The following is a 16,012-nucleotide window of genomic DNA, read 5'->3' on the forward strand; positions in this document are numbered from 1 at the left end:
ATCCGGCGTTACGTCGGAATGACACGATTCGCCTCCAGCTCCCACATCCCCTCTGGGAAGGGTCCAGAAGGAGCCATCCGTGCCGCTGCGATTCGTCCTGATCCTCGCCCTTGCCCTGATTCCCATTCCTGCTGCTGCGATCACCCTCGTGCCCGTGAGCTGGACCTCGGCTGGCTTCGAGCAGGGGCCACTCTCTGGGCCGCCGGAAATCGGCGTCTTCTGCAACCCAGGCTGCGGCACAACCGCGGGAGGTTACTTCCCTATCGCCGCCCCGGACCTTTCCTTCGACCTCGGTGGATTGCAGATGTCGGCGGAGCTGGTGTCGGAGGTCATCGACAACCGCTGGACCTACGGCATCCGAAACATCTCCGTCGCCACGAACGGAACGCCGACCTCCTGGGACTTCGAGCTCTACATCGACTTCTCAGCAAGCTTCGACGTTCCGGCCAGCCTTTTGGGCTTCTCGACGATCGCGTTCGTGGCGGGGCCCGCACCCACTGAGCTGACGACGACGGGCTCAGTCCTGGGCCCCGCGCTCCTCTCGACCGGGGCCCCGCACGCGCTCGTCTCGGGAGAGAGCCTCGACGTGTTCGGGAAGTTCGAGTTCTGGGTCGCTGAGGGTAGGTTTCCGGGGACCGGCGGGAGCTGCGGACGCAGCCAAACCGTCGACCTCTCGGATTGCCTCATCACGATCGACCTCTTCGAGGTTGTCGCGACTCCCGAGCCGTCTCCCGCCTGGCTCCTCGGGCTGCTTGGAGCGGGCGTGGCCTACCGGAAGCGAGGCCGTCTCAGCTCCGCCCGATAGCGCCTGACAGGGAGATGCGCTGCTCAGGGCTCTGCCCTGCACTCTCCTCACCTCGCCGCGTTCGCCTTGGGCGGCACGCCCTCGTAACTCCGGAAACACGTGAGCATGCCGGGTTCAAGACTGCGATCCGGGACTTTCCACGGGGAGGGCTGTCAGCAACCGCCTCGGAACGGAAACCCAGGCGCAGATTCCACACGTCCAACCAACCCGGAAGAGGTCCCAAGATGCATTCTTTCCGGTCCGCCACAGCCGCGCTCGTTCTTCTGGTCGCGCTTCCTGCTGCCGCACAGAGCGCCCTTTGACCTCGACCCATGCCTATCGACCTGCGTTCTTGCCCACCTTCCTCGACGCAGCGACGACGGGACCCAGCGAGGGAGATTGCCCATGGCACCCAACTGTCTTTGAAGACAGTTGCATCCGAACCATGGAAGCTCATGCTTGTTTTCGAATCGTCTCAAAAAAGGCCTTGACGGCTTTCCAGAACGTTCTTCTCGTGCATCGGGCTCGTTGTAAATCCATACGCCTCGCCCGCCGAGACGCACGCCTGCAAGCACTTCTCCTCGAGCGAGAATTATCGAGCATCATGCCTGCGATCTGCATCGACGCACGCTCACAGAAGTCGCCCGAATACCATGTTATGTTGGCTCCACCTCGCCCCGTCGGTCCCTTGGAGTCGAGTCATGGGCTGTCCTCTCGAAGATCTCGCCAATCAGGAGTTGCTAGTAGCTACGCATGCATTGATTCGGCAGGGCCGCTCGCTCGAAGTCGAGTTGCTCGTTCACCTCGGTGAGATTGATTCGCGGCGGCTCTACCTCGAAGAAGCGTGCCCTTCGATGTTCGCCTACTGCGTCCAGCACCTGCACTTCTCGGAGGCCGCTGCCTACAAGCGCATTCGAGCGGCCCGAGCCACTCGAAGCCACCCGGAGCTGCTCGACGCGCTTCGCTGCGGAGAGCTTCATGTGACGGCCGTGAGCCTGCTGGCAGCGCAACTGACCAAAGAAAGCTGCGGGCCGTTGATACGGGCGGCGAAACACAAGACAGCTGACGAGATCAAGCGATTGTTGGCCGATCGGCAGCCGAAGCCAGATGTCGCGGATCGTGTACGCCGGGTTCCTTCGCCCCGGCCGACAGGGAACGCTGTTGTGGCCACGGTGGATCGGGCCGGGGAATCGCGACCGAAGCAGGAGATTGGCATCGGTCCAGGTGTGCGTGCGCCCAGGGGCGGAGCGCCTGAGAGGAAGGCGCGTAGCACGAGCACGCCACTCGGCGGAGAGCGTTACCACGTGTCATTCACTGCAAGCGACGAGCTTCACGCACAGCTGCAGGAACTTCGCGCGTTGATGCGCCATCAAATCCCGGATGGTGATCTCGCGAGCATCCTGGGACAGGCGGTTGCTCTCTTGCTCGATCAAGTTCGCAAGCAGAAGTTCGCTGCAGTCTCGAAGCCGAAACCCGCTTCCCGCTCCAATCGAGCGCCGTCCCGGCAGATCCCGGCTGCGATCCGGCGGGCGGTCGCGCACCGGGATCGAGAGCGCTGCAGCTACATCTCTTCGAATGGCCTGCGGTGCGGCACGCAGGAGTTTCTGGAGTTCCACCACCTCGAGCCCTGGGCCCGAACCGGGACACATTCGATCGATGGCATCGCCCTCCGCTGCCGCGCCCACAACCAGTACGCCGCTGTCCGTGACTTCGGGGAGGAGCACATGGCGCGCTTTCGGGGGCAGACGAGATGAGCTGGCCTGCCACCCGAGAGCAGCGACTTCCTAGATCTTGCCTACGGCCTTGCAGCTGTGAGGGTGACCCGGCGCCGAGTAGGCCTCGAAGCTCGGCCCCACGACGCTCTGGCCCGGTGCCAGGCTGGAGGTCAGCGCGAACTCGCCGATCTTGCCGCCGTTCAGCCAGATGATCGAACTGCCCGCCGGGAAGGCGACCGTGTCGGTGTTGCGGAACACCATGGCCGGGAACTCGGTCGCGCCCTGGGTGGTGCAGCTCGCGTGCTTCCACTGGGGCGATGCCGGTCGGAACTGCTTCGCGGGGGCGGCCTGCACGGCCACGTGCCGCGACGCGCGATGGATCTTGGCGGTTCCGGCCTGGACGGCGGGCGCCAGCGCCAGGCCGGTGAGGGATGCTGCACAGATGAGGGAAAGAAAACGTCGCATGATCAAGACTCCTTGTGATTTTCGGCGACCCTCCTGGGCCGCTCTCAAATCGGGAGTCGGGCGTCGTTCCAGCGCGGTTCAATCTGTTTGAAGCGACCGGTTGCTACGTTCCGCCTTTTCGTGAGGCAACCCCTGTGAAGACCGCGCTGCCCCTGCTTCTCTCCCTGTTGGCCGCAATCGCCTGCAACACGACCCTCGGCAAGGGAAGTCCGCCGACGAGCCTTTCCCAGGCGGTCGAGATCTACGCCTCCCAGGGCGGTACCAAGGCCATGGCCCTGGCGGTCGATCCGGAAACTGGGCGTCGCACCTGGGGCGCCTCCACGGCGCTCCTTCAATCCAGCGCGAACAAGCGCGCGCTCGAGGCCTGCACGAAGAACGTGGCCCGCCTGCGCCTCAACGCGGTTTGCTCTCTTCTCGCCGTGGGCGACGAGCCGGCCCAGGAGACCGAAGCCGCTTGTTTCTCCGGCACCCTCTCCAAGGCCCGCTGTGAGGCCCAACGCACGTTTGCACCGGGCCGGAAGAACACGCCTTAGACCCACCGATCCTCAGTCCTGTCCGAACCCCCCGCCTCCGGGTGTCTCGACGATCAGCCGGTCGCCTGACTGCAGATCGACCTGTACGCGGCCACCGAGTGCTTCGAGGCTCCCGTCCGAACGCTGCACCGCGTTTCGTCCGGGCTTTCCCGACTTCCCGCCCTCGAGCCCGTAGGGCGCACGCACACGCCGCTCCGTGAGCAGGGAGACCGTCACCGGCTCCGTGAATTCGAGCTCCCGCACGAGTCCGTCACCGCCCGGCCAACGCCCCGCGCCTCCCGATCCCTTTCGCAACGCGAAACGCCGCAGACGCACCGGGTAGCGCGTCTCCAGAATCTCCGGATCGGTGATGCGGGTATTCGTCATGTGGACGTGCACCCCGGATGCGCCGCGGAAGCCGCGCCCGGCGCCCGCCCCTCCGCCCAGGGTTTCGTAGTAGCCGAAGCGCTCGCCCCCGAACGCCAGGTTGTTCATCGTTCCCTGGCTGGCGGCCACCTGGCCGATGGCGCCGAGCAGCACGTCCACCACCCGTTGGGAGGTCTCCACGTTGCCGCCGACGACCGCCCTGCCGGGCGGAGGATCGAGCAGGGAACCGGGCGGGATGTGCAGCCGAACCGGCGCCAGGCAGCCGCCGTTCAACGGGATCCGCTCGGCGACCAGGCAACGCAGCACGTAGAGGACAGCGGATTCGACCACCGCCCGCGGCGCGTTCAGGTTCCCATCGACCGCCGCGCCGGTGCCTGCGAAATCGATCGTGAGGGTTTCCCCGTCCACGCCAAGGGTGGCACAGAGGGGCGTCCCATCATCGAGCGCGTCCTCGAAATGATGTTCACCGTCCGCCAGCTTGCCGATCTCGTGGGCGACCTTGCCCCCTGCGGCCGCCTGCAGCTGGTCCATCGTCACCAGGACGGGTTCGAGGCCGACTTCCGCGACCATGCGCAGGAGCAGCGCATCGCCAGCACGATTGGCGGCGACCATGGCCTCGAGATCCGCCAGGTTGTCATCCGGATTCCGGGCGGGGTAGCGCGCCTCGGCCAGCCTGCGACGAACGCCCTGCTCGTCGAAATGTCCACCTCGAACCAGATGGAACGGCTCGAGCACCACACCTTCCTCTTCGAGGTTGCGCGAATCAGCGGGCATCGAGCCCGGCGTCTTGCCCCCGAGATCGGCGTGGTGCCCGCGGCTGGCGACGAAAAACCTCAGCACGTCATCGACGAACACGGGGGAGACGACGGTGACGTCCGGCAGGTGCGAACCCCCTGCCGAGGGATCGTTCGTCACCAGCGCATCGCCCGGCAGGAGCTCCGGAAGTGCGGCCTTCACGGCCCGCACGGTCGCGCCCATCGCGCCCAGGTGGACGGGGATATGCGGCGCGTTGGCGACGAGCCCACCTTGGGTATCGAAGACGGCGCAGGAGTAGTCGAGACGCTCCTTGATGTTGGTCGAGACCGAGGTGTTGCGAAGCACGGCACCCATCTGTTCCGCGATCGACATGAAACGGTGGCCGAAGACTTCGAGGCGAACCGGGTCGGCGATGGAGAGATCTTCGCGGCGGGGGCCTGCTGCCTGGTGGCCCCGATCGCTCAAGACGAGGAGGCCGCCCTCCCCCACCTCGGCCCGGAAGCCCGGCTCCAGCACGATCGTTCCCGTCCCTTCGAGAAGGACCGCTGGGCCTTCCAGGCAGGCGCCGCAAGGCAATGCGTCGCGATCATAGACGGGCGTCCGCGCCCAGCCCGTACCCGCGAACCACACCTCGTCCTCACGTAGCGGCGCGACGTCCTCCGCCCAGGGAGGTGCTGCGAGCAGGGTCTCCGGAATCGGCTCCGCAACGGATGCGCGTACCCGGGCCGTGACGACCTCGATCCCTCGCCCGGGCCGCGCGTAGCCGAAACGAAGTTCGTGGAGTTCGGTGAACGCGTCCGCCCAGCTCTTCCCTTCGCTCGGGGTCGGGACCGGCAAGGGCGTCTCGGTCCCGACATAGCGAAGTTCGAGCAGGCGTTCGAAGCGGATTTCTCCCGGCGCCGCGCCTTCCTCCGCCAGGCTGCCGTGCGCGTCCTCCTGCAAGGCGTCGAGCAGCGCAGCACATTCGAGAGGTGCCGCCCCACTCGCCGCATCGAGCGGCAGCCTTCCCGCGTCGCGCTGACGATCACAGACCAACTCGGCCACGCCGATCCCATACGCCGAGAGCACGCCTGCCAGGGGATGCAGGAGAACCCGCTCGATCCCGAGCCGCCGCGCCACAGCGCAGACGTGTTGCCCCGCGGCGCCACCGAAACCCACCAGGGCGAAATCCCGCGGGTCGACACCCCGAACCACCGACACCTCCGCGATGGCCTGGGCCATGCTGGCATTGGCGATCTCCAGGAACCCTGCAGCGATCTCGACCGGTGTGCGCGCATGCCCCGCAGCTTCGAGCTCGACTCGAAGGGCCTCGAAGGCCGCCTCGACCGGCGCGCGGTGGAGCCTGAACGGGAAACGATCGGATCGGAGCCGCCCGAGGAAGTAGTTCACATCGGTGATCGCCAGCTCCCGGGCGCCCGGATCCCCATAACAAAGGGGGCCGGGCCTGGCGCCAGCGCTCTCGGGCCCGACGGTCTGGCGAAAGCCGTCGAAGCGGCAGAGCGAACCGCCGCCTGCCGCGACCGTATGCACGCGGAGCATCGGCGCGCGCACGCGAAGGCCCGCAACCTGGGTCTCGAACGCACGGTCCAGCTCGGGGCCGTCGATCAGCGAGACATCGGTGGAGGTCCCCCCCATGTCGAAGCCGATGGCGCGGGGAGAGCCGGCGGCCCGCGCCACTTCGCGCGCCCCCACCACGCCGCCCGCCGGTCCGCTCAAGAGCGCACCGGGCCCGCGGAAATGCTCGGGATCGGTGAGCCCACCCGAGGACTGCATGAAACGCAAGCGCGAGCCGGGCAGTGCCTCGGCCAGCGTATCGACGTGGGCCCGAAGGAGCGGAGTGAGATAGGCATCGGCGCAAGCCGTCTCTCCGCGCGCGAGCATGCCTTGCTCGGGCGCGATCTCCGCCGATGCAACCGCATAGGGAAAGCCCGCCTCCCGGGCCCAGCCGACGACCCGCTCCTCCAACGCAGGATCCCGGTAGGCGTGTAGTCCCAGCACAGCGACCGAAGCCAGGCCGCGCGACCGCGCCGCCGCGAGCGCCTCGCGAACCGTGCGCTCGTCTGGCTCACCGGCGATCGTTCCATCCGGCTCCAGCCGAAGATCGATCTCCAGAACTTCCTGGGCCAGGGGCGGTGTCTTCCGAATCTCCAGTTCGAAGAGTTCCGGACGCTCCTGGGTTCCGATCGTCAGCAGATCGCCGAGCCCCCGGGTCGTGACCAGCAGCGTGGGTACGCCCCGGCGCTCGAGCAGCGCATTGGTGGCGACCGTCGTTCCCAGCTTGACCGTGCAGGCAGGCAGCGCTTCCCCGGGCGCCCACGCGCCGGCGCCCTCGAGCAGGGATTGAATCCCCTCCACGGGAGCCGCATCCGATGAGAGGAGCTTGTGAACCCGAAGCCGTCCATCGGGAGCAAGCCCGATGCAATCGGTGAAGGTGCCTCCCCGATCGATCCAGAAGCTCCAGCGGTTCGCTTCAGGCAAGGCGGGTGGTTCAGCCGGCCCCGTAGAGCGCGGCGCGAAGATCGATCGCGAGGATGTGCCCATCGAGGCGCAGGTGACGCCGGTTGAAGCCGTCCCGGGTGATCGAAAGCGTCAATCGGTCGGAGGGGATGTCGCTGGGAACACCAAAACCGTACACGCCTCCCGGGCCGGTCGTTCCGGCCACCAGTTCGCGGGGCTCGTGGCCTTCTTCGTGAACCGCGATCACCACCCGCGCGCCCTCGACCGGCGGCTGCTCGCCGGAAGGCAAGGCGTCGTTCTCGAAGACGAAGACGCGCCCGGTGCGGCCGTCCGGTGCGCGTTCGACCCGGACGGCCAGGTCGTGCAGCCAGATCATCGGCTCGGCAACCATGGCGGCCATGCCGATCTTCTCGACGTGTCGCGCAGGGTTGGCATTCAGGCTCACGTCCTGGGGCGCCATGCCGTGATCTGCGGTGACGACGAACAAGAACTCGTCCGTCAGCCCGGCTTCGTCGATCGCATCGAGCACGCGGCCGATCCGCAGATCCGATTCATCGAGCGCGTCGTGAAGGCCCTGGGAGTGAGGACCGTAGTCGTGGCCAACGCCGTCGGTCAGGACCAGTTCGTGGAAGACGAAGGAAGGTGCCGGTTGATCGTCTCGGCTGAACAATTCGAGTACCTGGGCCACACCGCGCGAATCGAGCACGGACTCATCATCGATGCCGGGAAAGCCGTCCTCTGCCCAGCGCGGGTTGCGATCGGCCAGGCACGCCTCCGTCAGGGGACGTAGCCGTTTGCGATCCCCCAGGTTGCGACCCTCCAGGGCCGCATGCTTCGCCGAGCGTCCGAAGGGCGCATAGATCGCCGCCGTCATGCAGGCGGGGCCGCGCACACGGTGGAAAGCTTCGGCGAGGCTCTCGACGTCCGGAGACGCGAAGCCCTCGGTCTTCACCTGCTGGCCCTGGGGCGAGACGCTTTCCCGTTTGTCACGCAGGTAGTAGGTGGGGTTCACGACGTCGTGATGGCCACACCAGGCACCGGTGCCGAGGGTCGTATGGCTCGGCCAGGTGATCGATGGGAAGTTCACGATCTGGCCCGAGGCCAGGACGGCCGCGCGTTCGCGCAGGCGTCGCAGATTCGGAAGCGCCGCCGGCGCGCCGGCAAGGCGCGCCTCCAGCTCCGTTTGATGGATCCCATCGAGAAGGAAAACATAGAGCCGTTTCGGTGGGTTGGACGCTTCTTCGAGAAGTTCCTCGAGAACCCGTCCATCCTGCCGGCGGAGCAGGAGATCGTCTCGGAGCTGGCCCGTGGCATCACGGCCGGTGGTAGGCGGGAAGCCGAGCGCTGCCAGGCAGGTCGGCGCGAGATCGACCGAGCGAGCCGCCAGATCGTGGACTCCTGCTCGCACGCCTGCACCCGTGAGCCAGAGGGGCGCTCGGGATTGGCGTACGTGAAGCGCACCGTGGGTGGCGGGCTGGCTTCCCTGGCACCAGTCCCGAGGCGAGATCGCCAGATCCGGGGCGTTCGGTGAGTCGAAGAGCTGCGCGACCCGCTCGTAGGCGAACGGGTAACTCTGCTGCTCGGGCGCGATGAAGCGCCGATCCGGATCCTCGGCATCGAACCCCGAAGCCTGTGCTGCGGTCTTCTCTTCGCCGAGCGTGCGGAGCGCCGCCGGATCTTGTGCATCGAGCGGGTTCACGCCGATCACTTCGAGCACCTCGAACGCGAGGCGCCCGTCTTCCTCCCGGTGACGCTGGAAGCGCAGCATGCCCCGCGCGGACCACACCTCGTAGGCGCCCTCTGCCTCACCCTGTCCCGCGCGCCATGTGAGCACGAGATCCATCTGCTCGGCAACCTCGGCATCGGCGAGCAACGCGAGAATCGCTCGGTTGCCGCTCTCCTCCTGCTCCGCGTCGAGCCCCTGGCCACCTCGACGCTCGGGTCCGTGGATCGTCATCCGACGATCCTATCACCCCTTCCCGAGGGAGGTCGCGAGGCTGTCGACCTCGTGACCTCAAAGAGCCGCCGGCATGAAGCGCTTCGCTCAGGCCGTGGCGTCGACCCGATTGCCGAGGGGCTCGAGATTGCCCGCCGAATAGCGGGCAAAAATGGAAGCGGAGATCTCGATGCGGAGTTCGAGGGCCGTCGCTGGATCGTCGCTGGGCTCCTCGTGTTCGTCGCGTGCGTGGCTCAGGAACTGAAGGAGCATGCTCTCGAATTGGTCCGCCTGCTGCTGGAACTGGGCGATGAGGCCCTCGAAGGGGCTGGCCGCTGTGGTCTCCTGGACGTCGGGTACCCCGGGGTCCACGACCTGTACGGTCGGCTCCGTCTGGGCGGCAGTCTCGGCGGCGGCCGACTGGCTGGACGTTTCGGTGGACACAGCGGGCGTGGTCGTTACGCCATCGGCCTCGTCGGTTGCTTCCGTGCCGGCTTCCGAGCCCGTCTCCCCAGGTGCTTCCAGGCTCGCCTGGATCTCGCGGAGCCCGGACAAGAACTCATCGAAGACGCCGCGCACCACTTCGGCGAACTCGCTGCGGCTCTCGAAGCCGCCGTGGCGCAGCTCGTGCGAGATCTCGCGGACATCTTCATGCAGATGCCGCGCTGCTCCGCGCAGAGCCTGACGCGTCTCGTCGTCGAGTTCGGGGTTCTCCTTCAGGAACGAACGCACCTCGTGCCGGACCTCGTGGGCAACGTGGTGCAGCTTGCGTGCGGCACGCCTGGCTGGCCTTCCCAGGTTGCCCTCGTCTTCGAACCGCGCCCGCTCATGATGCCGCCCGCGCTCCAGACGTCCGCGTTCAGCGTGCTCGCTCCGCCCGTGACCCCGCTCTGAACCCCGGGCATGTTCGGTGTGCCGGCGATGCCCGCGTTCGGTGCCCCGAGTGTGCTCGGTCCGGCCGCGATGGGCCCGCTCGGTGTCCTCACCCTTCTCGGTTCGGCCACGCTGAGCGCGTTCGACGCCTTGTTGCTCGCGGGCGTTGTCGAGGTGACGAGCGTGATCGTGGGCGGGGGGTTGGATGTGCATGGGGGGTCTCCGGGGCCTGTTCGGGGGGCCGTCCCCATCCCTCGGCCTTGCCCCTTTGGAGCATTACAGCGGCACGCGAAAGGTGTCGGGCGTCACGCGAATCACGAACCGGCAACGAGCCCACACTCCGCGATGCGAGCCCGCCGCCTCCGCACCCTCTTGCCCATCCGTGAGCCACCCGGGTGGAAACCGCCGCGGCGATGTTAGGGCCGCCGTGCGGCGCCCCGTCGGAAGTCGCCAGAGGGACTTCGCGAGATCGAAGCCCCTCCCGGCCTGTCACGCAGAGGGCTGACGCCTGACACGATTCCAGAGGCGTGCCAGCTCCTCCCGCAGCACGGCGCCGCCGAGCCACCAGGCGAGGGGCACGCAGAGCGCAGCAAAGACGAGGCCGCGGCCGGTGAGCGTCCGGAGCGCACCCAGGGCGCCTTCGCCCTGGGCGGGGATCAGTAGTGCCAGCGCGGCGGCGGCACCGCCGCATGCGGCCGCGCGAAGGACGCTACCGGCGAGAACGCCGAGGGATGGAGCCCCGTGAAGGATGCGCGCGGCCGCGAGGGTTGCCAGTGCGTTTGCCGTCACGGCGATCGCTCCCGCCAGGGCGAGCCCGTTCACTCCGACGCGAGGACCGAGCTCGAGATAGAGAGGGACGGCCAGGAGGGCGACGACCGTGCCGAGCAGCATCGGACGCCACATGTCGCCGCGCGCGTAGAACGGACGCACGGCCAGCATCTGCAGGACCCAGCCGGGAACGCCGAGGCAGAAGATTCGCAACGCCTCGGCCACGTGCACGCCGTCCTCCGGCGAGAAGGCGCCTCGCACATACACCAGGGCCACGAAGGGATCTGCCACCGCCACCAGGCCCGCAGCAGCCAGGCAGGCCAGACCCCCGCTGGCCTGGAGCATGCGCAGGACCAGCGCATCCAGCTCGTCCGTACGCCCTTCCGCATGCATTCGGGAGAGGGTCGGAAGCGCCGCTGTGGCGACGGCTTGACCAATCACGGCGACGGGCACCTGCATCAATCGCCGGGCATAGAAGAGGGTCGCGATCGTGCCGGTGGCAAGGGCACCCCCGAACCAACGGTCGTACCACTCATCGACCGTGAGCAGGGAGACGCCCAACATCAGCGGGGCGGCGAGCGTCACGTAGGTGAGAAAATCCGGATCGAGGGGCGCGACGCGAAGCCTCACCCTCAGGTGGCCGAGCGCATCCCACAACGCGATCCCGAAGGGCCCCAGCGCCGCTCCGATCAGCGCGCCCCACGCGAAGCCCTCGACACCCATCTCGGGCGGGGCAAGGAGCCCGCCTGAAATGATCGACAGGTTGTAGATCAATGGCGCGGCGGCCTGGGCGGCGAATCGACCCTCGGCCATCAGTGCGGCCCGCAGCACACCGCCCACCACAAAGAAGATCTGGGCAGGTAGCACGATCCGGGTGAGCCGAACGGTCAGGGCTTGTTGCGCGGGATCGAACTTGCCGAATTGGAATGCCACCAGGGCGTCGGCGTAGAACCAGAGCAATGCGGTCGCCGTGATCGTGACCAATGCGACGGTGCCAAGGACCGTCGCCAACAACTGTTCGGCCGCCGGGTCCCCGGCCCGCTCCTTCGCGCGATGGTAGAGCGGAATGAAGGCGATCGAGAGCGCCGCACCGGCCAGGAAGTAGTTCATCATGTCGGGGATCTGGAACGCCGCCTGGTAGGCGTCCGTCGCGCCACCGATCCCGACCTGGCGGGCGAGCACGGCCTCGCGAACGAAGCCGAGTAGACGGGAGAGCAGAATGCTCCCGCCCAGCAGCGCGGCGACGCCTGCCACCCGCGCCGATCTCACCCCCTCGGCCGACATGGGAGGAGCATCTAGATCGGATTGAGTTCGCGCCAGACCCCACCGTTCCAGGCTTCGACTTCCACGTAGTCGCCGTCCCTTCGCCGGATCGCCGAGCGTTGCAGCGGAACCTTCCCGTGCGGCGTATCGAGCACGTAGAGCGGAATGGCGTATCCGCTGGTGCGCCCGCGCAGGGCCTCGAAAAGATCGAGGCCGCGCTCGATCGGCACCCGGAAATGTCCGGTCCCCTCCAGCAGCTGGGCCTGGTAGCAGTAGTAGGGGCGCACGCGCAGCCGCACGAGGCCCTCACAGAGCGCCTTCATCGTAGGGACGTCGTCGTTGATGCCCGCCAGCAGGACACTCTGGTTGCCGACCGGGATGCCCGCCCGGGTGAGCCGGTCACAGGCCTCCGCAGCCTCCGGCGTGAGCTCCCGGGGATGGTTGAAGTGGGTGTTCAGCCAGATCGGGTGGTAGCGCTCGAGCATCCGCACCAGGGCATCGGTGACGCGGAACGGCAGGGTCACGGGCAGACGCGTGCCGAGGCGGATGATCTCTACATGGGGAATGCCGCGCAGCTCCCGAAGCAACCACTCGAGGCGGTCGTCGGCAAAGACCAGGGGGTCGCCACCGGTAAGCAGCACGTCTCGAATCTCCGGCGTGCGCCGGATCCAATCAATCGCCTCTCCCAGCTCGCGACGCTTCATGGTCCAGTCTTCGTCGCCCACCATGCGTTTGCGCAGGCAGTAGCGACAGTAGAGCGCGCACTCGTTGTTCACGCAGAAGGCCACCCGATCCGGGTACACACGCACCAGGTTCTTCACCGGCGAGTGGGCGACTTCGTCGAGCGGATCGGTCAGGCCGACCGGATCGTCCAGCTCGGCCAGGCGCGGCACCACCTGGCGACGCACGGGGCAATCCGGCTCGCTCGGATCCATCAGCGAGGCGTAGTAGGGGGTGATGACGAAACGGAAGCGATCTCCCAGGGCTGCGATGGCGGAGGCCTCGTCTTCACTCGGCGGCACGATCTTCGCGAGTGCTTCCGCGCTGCGGATGCGCTCGCGCATCTGCCAGCCCCAGTCACACCACTGCTCCCTCGTGGCGTCGAAGCGTTCCCAGGCTACCTCGCTCACAGTAGGCCCAGGCGCACGAGACCATCGCGGAAGACCTCACCCAGCAGCTCTGGCACCGGCCGGCCCTCCAGTTCTGCCAGAACGCCGAAGGAACCCTCCGGCGCAAACGTCGGGAGCGGGTTGATCTCGAGGAAGCGGGGCTCACCGGCCGCGTCGAGCCGAAAATCCACGCGGGCGAAATCCCGACAACGCAGGGCATCGAAGGCCGAGAGCGCATCGCGGGCAAGCTCTTGCTCGAGGGCCGGGGCTAGTTCGCCCGGCGTGTGGTGGCGCCAGCCTTCCGCCGGGGCCGTCACGGAGGCCCGGTCGAGAGCGTGCAAGCCGATCCCGGTCTCGGCTTCGAGAGCGCGCTGCAACACCGGAAGCGCGCGGGGCGGAGCGTGGCCCACGATCGTCACCGTGTACTCGGCACCCGGGAGGAAGGGCTCGACCAGCGCAGGCTGGTCATAGAGACGAACCACCCGTTCCACCGCCATCTCGAGTTCCGCCAGGTTCCCGACCTTCGAATCCGCGGTGATCCCCTTGGCCGTGCCTTCCCATCGTGGTTTCACGAACATGGGGTAAGACCATGAAAAATCAGCCTTTCTGGCATCTTCAGCCGAGGCCACCGAGAGCTGCCGAACGACCGGCACACCGGCCATCCCGACGATGTCCTTCGTCCAGGCCTTGTCCAGCGAAAGCGAGAGGCTGAGCGCATCGGACCCGAGGCACGGCACGCCCGCCATCTCCAGGAGCACCGGCGCCCAGGCTTCCCGGTTCCGGCCACGCTCTCCTTCGGCGATGTTCAGGGCCGCATCCACCGCCGGGAGATGCGCCAGCAGGTCCCGCGGGCCGCCGAGCCGCACCGGACATGCGCCGGCCAGGGAGAGCGCCTCCTCCAACAGGGCGATCGTCTCCTCCGGCTCGTACTCGGCATCCGCATCAGGAGAAGCGCCCAGCCCCGGCACCTCACCGAGCTTCTCGAACACGATGCCCACACGAAGTGCCGTCACGATTCCGGCAGGGTGACGAAGGCGCAAAGCCCTTGCCATCTCCGGGTGCCAAGCGACTACCCGCCTTGCCATCTCCGGGTGCCAAGCGACTACCCGCCTGGCCATCTCCGGGTGCCAAGCGACTACCCGCCTGGCCACCACCGGCCGCCAAACGACTACCCTACGGCCCACCATGAGTCTTCTCGATCGCATCGAACGCGTGGGCAACGCCCTGCCCGACCCGGCCACCCTTTTCGTGATCGGCGCCTTTCTCGTGATGGGTGCCTCTCAGTTGGCCGTCACGATGGAGTGGCAGGTCGAGAAGACGATCACCCGGGATGTGAGCGTGCCGATGCTCGACGCGACCGGGGCAAGCGTGGTGGACCCGGTCAGCGGCAACCCCCTGATGGTGCCCGCGCTCGATCCAGCCACCGGTGAGACACGCCGGGAAAAGGTGAGTGTGCCGGTTCGCCCGCGCAGCCTGCTGGATGCAGATGGTCTCTACTGGGCCGTCTCCCACCTGGTCGACAACTTCAAGAACTTCCCACCGCTGGCGATCGTGCTCGTCGGCATGCTCGGCATCGGGCTGGCGGACAAGAGCGGCTTCATCGGAGCGCTCCTCAAGGCGGTGCTGGTGGCGGTGCCTCCGCGTCTGCTCACGCCCACCGTCTTCCTGGTGGGAGTGCTCTCCTCGATCGGATTGGATGCCGGATACGTCGTGCTGCCCCCCGTCGCTGCGGCCCTGTTTGCTGCGGTGGGCCGATCGCCCCTGGTTGGATTGGCTGCGGTCTTCGCCGGTGTCTCCGCGGGCTTCAGCGCCAACCTGGTCGTGACCAGCCTCGACGTGATCCTGGCGGGCTTTTCCACCTCTGGTGCCCAATTCCTCGACGCCACCTATCAAGTCCCTGCGACGGCCAACCTGGCCTTCCTGCGCGCCTCCACTGTGCTGCTCGTGGGCGTCGGCTGGGCCACCACCGCATGGTGGGTCGAGCCCCGTTTCGCCCGCAAGCAGGCCGAGGACGGCGGCGCCAGCGAAGCCGACCCGGAAGCCCTGCGCCTGGTGGATACGGAACGCCGGGGCCTTCGGGCAGGAGGGCTCACCCTGGCCGTGGTCCTCAGCATCTTGATGCTCTGCACCTGGATCCCCGGTGGCCCACTCCACGGCGACGACGGTCGCTTCCCGCGCTGGGTGGCCGCAATCGTGCCGTTGATCTTCCTCGCCTTCCTTCTCCCTGGCCTGGCCTACGGCTTCCGCACAGGCTCCCTCAAGAGCGACCGGGACGTCGCCAAGATGCTCGGTGAGGTCATGGCGGGCATGGGCCCGTACATCGTGCTGGCGTTCTTCGCGGCCCAGTTCGTCGAGTTCTTCCGCTATTCCGGCCTGGGCGAGATGTCCGCCATCGCCGGCGGCGGCCTGCTGGCCCGGGCGGATCTGCCCGCACCGCTGCTGATGGTCTCCTTCGTCGCGGTCGTCGCGCTCTCGAATCTCTTCATCGGCTCCATGTCGGCGAAGTACGCCTTCTTCGCGCCGGTGTTCGTGCCCATGTTAATGCAGGTGGGCATCAGCCCGGAACTGACCCAGGCCGCGTACAGAGTCGGGGATTCGATCACCAACGTGATCACTCCCCTGAATCCGTACCTGGTCATCATCCTCGTCTTCATGCAGCGCTACGTGCCACGGGCGGGCATCGGCACGTTGGTCGCCCTGATGATCCCCTACGCCGTCACCTTTTTCGTCGCATGGTCGTTCCTCCTGGTCGCCTGGATGCTGCTCGGCATCCCCCTGGGCCCCGGCGGCCCCCTCGAGTACTAGAGCCGGCCAGAGCGTCCCCGGTGTCGTGTTCACTATGCTGCCCGCCTAGGAGTCTGCGCGGCAGAGGGCCATTGAGGGGTGAGTCTCGCTAGAGTGAGCCATGCCGCGAGACTTTCGACGCTACGAGCCGGACCAGTCGCTTCTCCTGCCGCCCTCGCTTCGGGATTGGCTTCCCGAGGATC

11 protein-coding genes are annotated in these 16,012 nt (G+C 67.3%); 4 read left to right on the forward strand and 7 right to left on the reverse strand.

Annotated elements, in window-relative coordinates:
* The first annotated feature begins 79 nt into the window (after positions 1 to 79).
* Together GY937_29130 and GY937_29135 are read left to right on the forward strand one after the other, a co-directional pair.
* Complete coding sequence (locus GY937_29130; protein ID MCP5060777.1) at positions 80 to 805, forward strand: hypothetical protein; 726 nt, start codon at positions 80 to 82, stop codon at positions 803 to 805.
* A 680-nt stretch (positions 806 to 1,485) separates the two neighbouring features.
* The gene (locus tag GY937_29135; GenBank protein ID MCP5060778.1) at positions 1,486 to 2,538 is read left to right on the forward strand and encodes a hypothetical protein; all 1,053 of its coding nucleotides are present in this window, start codon (positions 1,486 to 1,488) and stop codon (positions 2,536 to 2,538) included.
* Positions 2,539 to 2,568: 30 nt separating this feature from the next.
* On the opposite strand, the gene GY937_29140 is transcribed toward GY937_29135, so the two are convergent.
* Entirely contained in the window at positions 2,569 to 2,964 is a 396-nt protein-coding gene (locus GY937_29140; protein ID MCP5060779.1) for a hypothetical protein, read from the reverse strand.
* A gap of 134 nt (positions 2,965 to 3,098) precedes the next feature.
* On the opposite strand from GY937_29140, the gene GY937_29145 reads away from it, so the two are divergent.
* Positions 3,099 to 3,497, forward strand: a complete 399-nt coding sequence (locus tag GY937_29145; GenBank protein MCP5060780.1) for a hypothetical protein — start codon at positions 3,099 to 3,101, stop codon at positions 3,495 to 3,497.
* Between the two features lie 12 nt (positions 3,498 to 3,509).
* Here the strand turns inward: GY937_29145 and GY937_29150 are convergent, their stop codons facing one another.
* The 6 genes from GY937_29150 to GY937_29175 form a co-directional block, all read right to left on the reverse strand.
* Positions 3,510 to 7,160, reverse strand: a complete 3,651-nt coding sequence (locus GY937_29150) for a 5-oxoprolinase (GenBank protein MCP5060781.1) — start codon at positions 7,158 to 7,160, stop codon at positions 3,510 to 3,512.
* On the reverse strand, positions 7,108 to 9,033 hold the full coding sequence (locus GY937_29155) for a hypothetical protein (GenBank protein MCP5060782.1): 1,926 nt from the start codon (positions 9,031 to 9,033) through the stop codon (positions 7,108 to 7,110). Before GY937_29155 ends, GY937_29150 begins: the two co-directional genes overlap by 53 nt.
* 87 nt (positions 9,034 to 9,120) lie before the next feature.
* Complete coding sequence (locus GY937_29160; GenBank protein ID MCP5060783.1) at positions 9,121 to 10,098, reverse strand: hypothetical protein; 978 nt, start codon at positions 10,096 to 10,098, stop codon at positions 9,121 to 9,123.
* A gap of 276 nt (positions 10,099 to 10,374) precedes the next feature.
* Positions 10,375 to 11,937 (reverse strand): murein biosynthesis integral membrane protein MurJ, encoded by a 1,563-nt coding sequence (murJ, locus tag GY937_29165; GenBank protein MCP5060784.1) that lies wholly within the window; start codon positions 11,935 to 11,937, stop codon positions 10,375 to 10,377.
* 11 nt (positions 11,938 to 11,948) lie between these two features.
* Positions 11,949 to 12,980 (reverse strand): KamA family radical SAM protein, encoded by a 1,032-nt coding sequence (locus GY937_29170; GenBank protein ID MCP5060785.1) that lies wholly within the window; start codon positions 12,978 to 12,980, stop codon positions 11,949 to 11,951.
* Between the two features lie 62 nt (positions 12,981 to 13,042).
* Positions 13,043 to 14,077, reverse strand: coding sequence for a D-alanine--D-alanine ligase (locus GY937_29175; protein MCP5060786.1), 1,035 nt, complete (start codon positions 14,075 to 14,077; stop codon positions 13,043 to 13,045).
* Positions 14,078 to 14,210: 133 nt separating this feature from the next.
* On the opposite strand from GY937_29175, the gene GY937_29180 reads away from it, so the two are divergent.
* A complete protein-coding gene (locus GY937_29180; protein ID MCP5060787.1) occupies positions 14,211 to 15,830 on the forward strand; it encodes an AbgT family transporter in 1,620 nt (539 codons plus the stop codon).
* Positions 15,831 to 16,012 lie beyond the last annotated feature (182 nt).

It is taken from the genome of bacterium, from assembly GCA_024228115.1.
Lineage (GTDB): Bacteria > Myxococcota_A > UBA9160 > UBA9160 > UBA6930.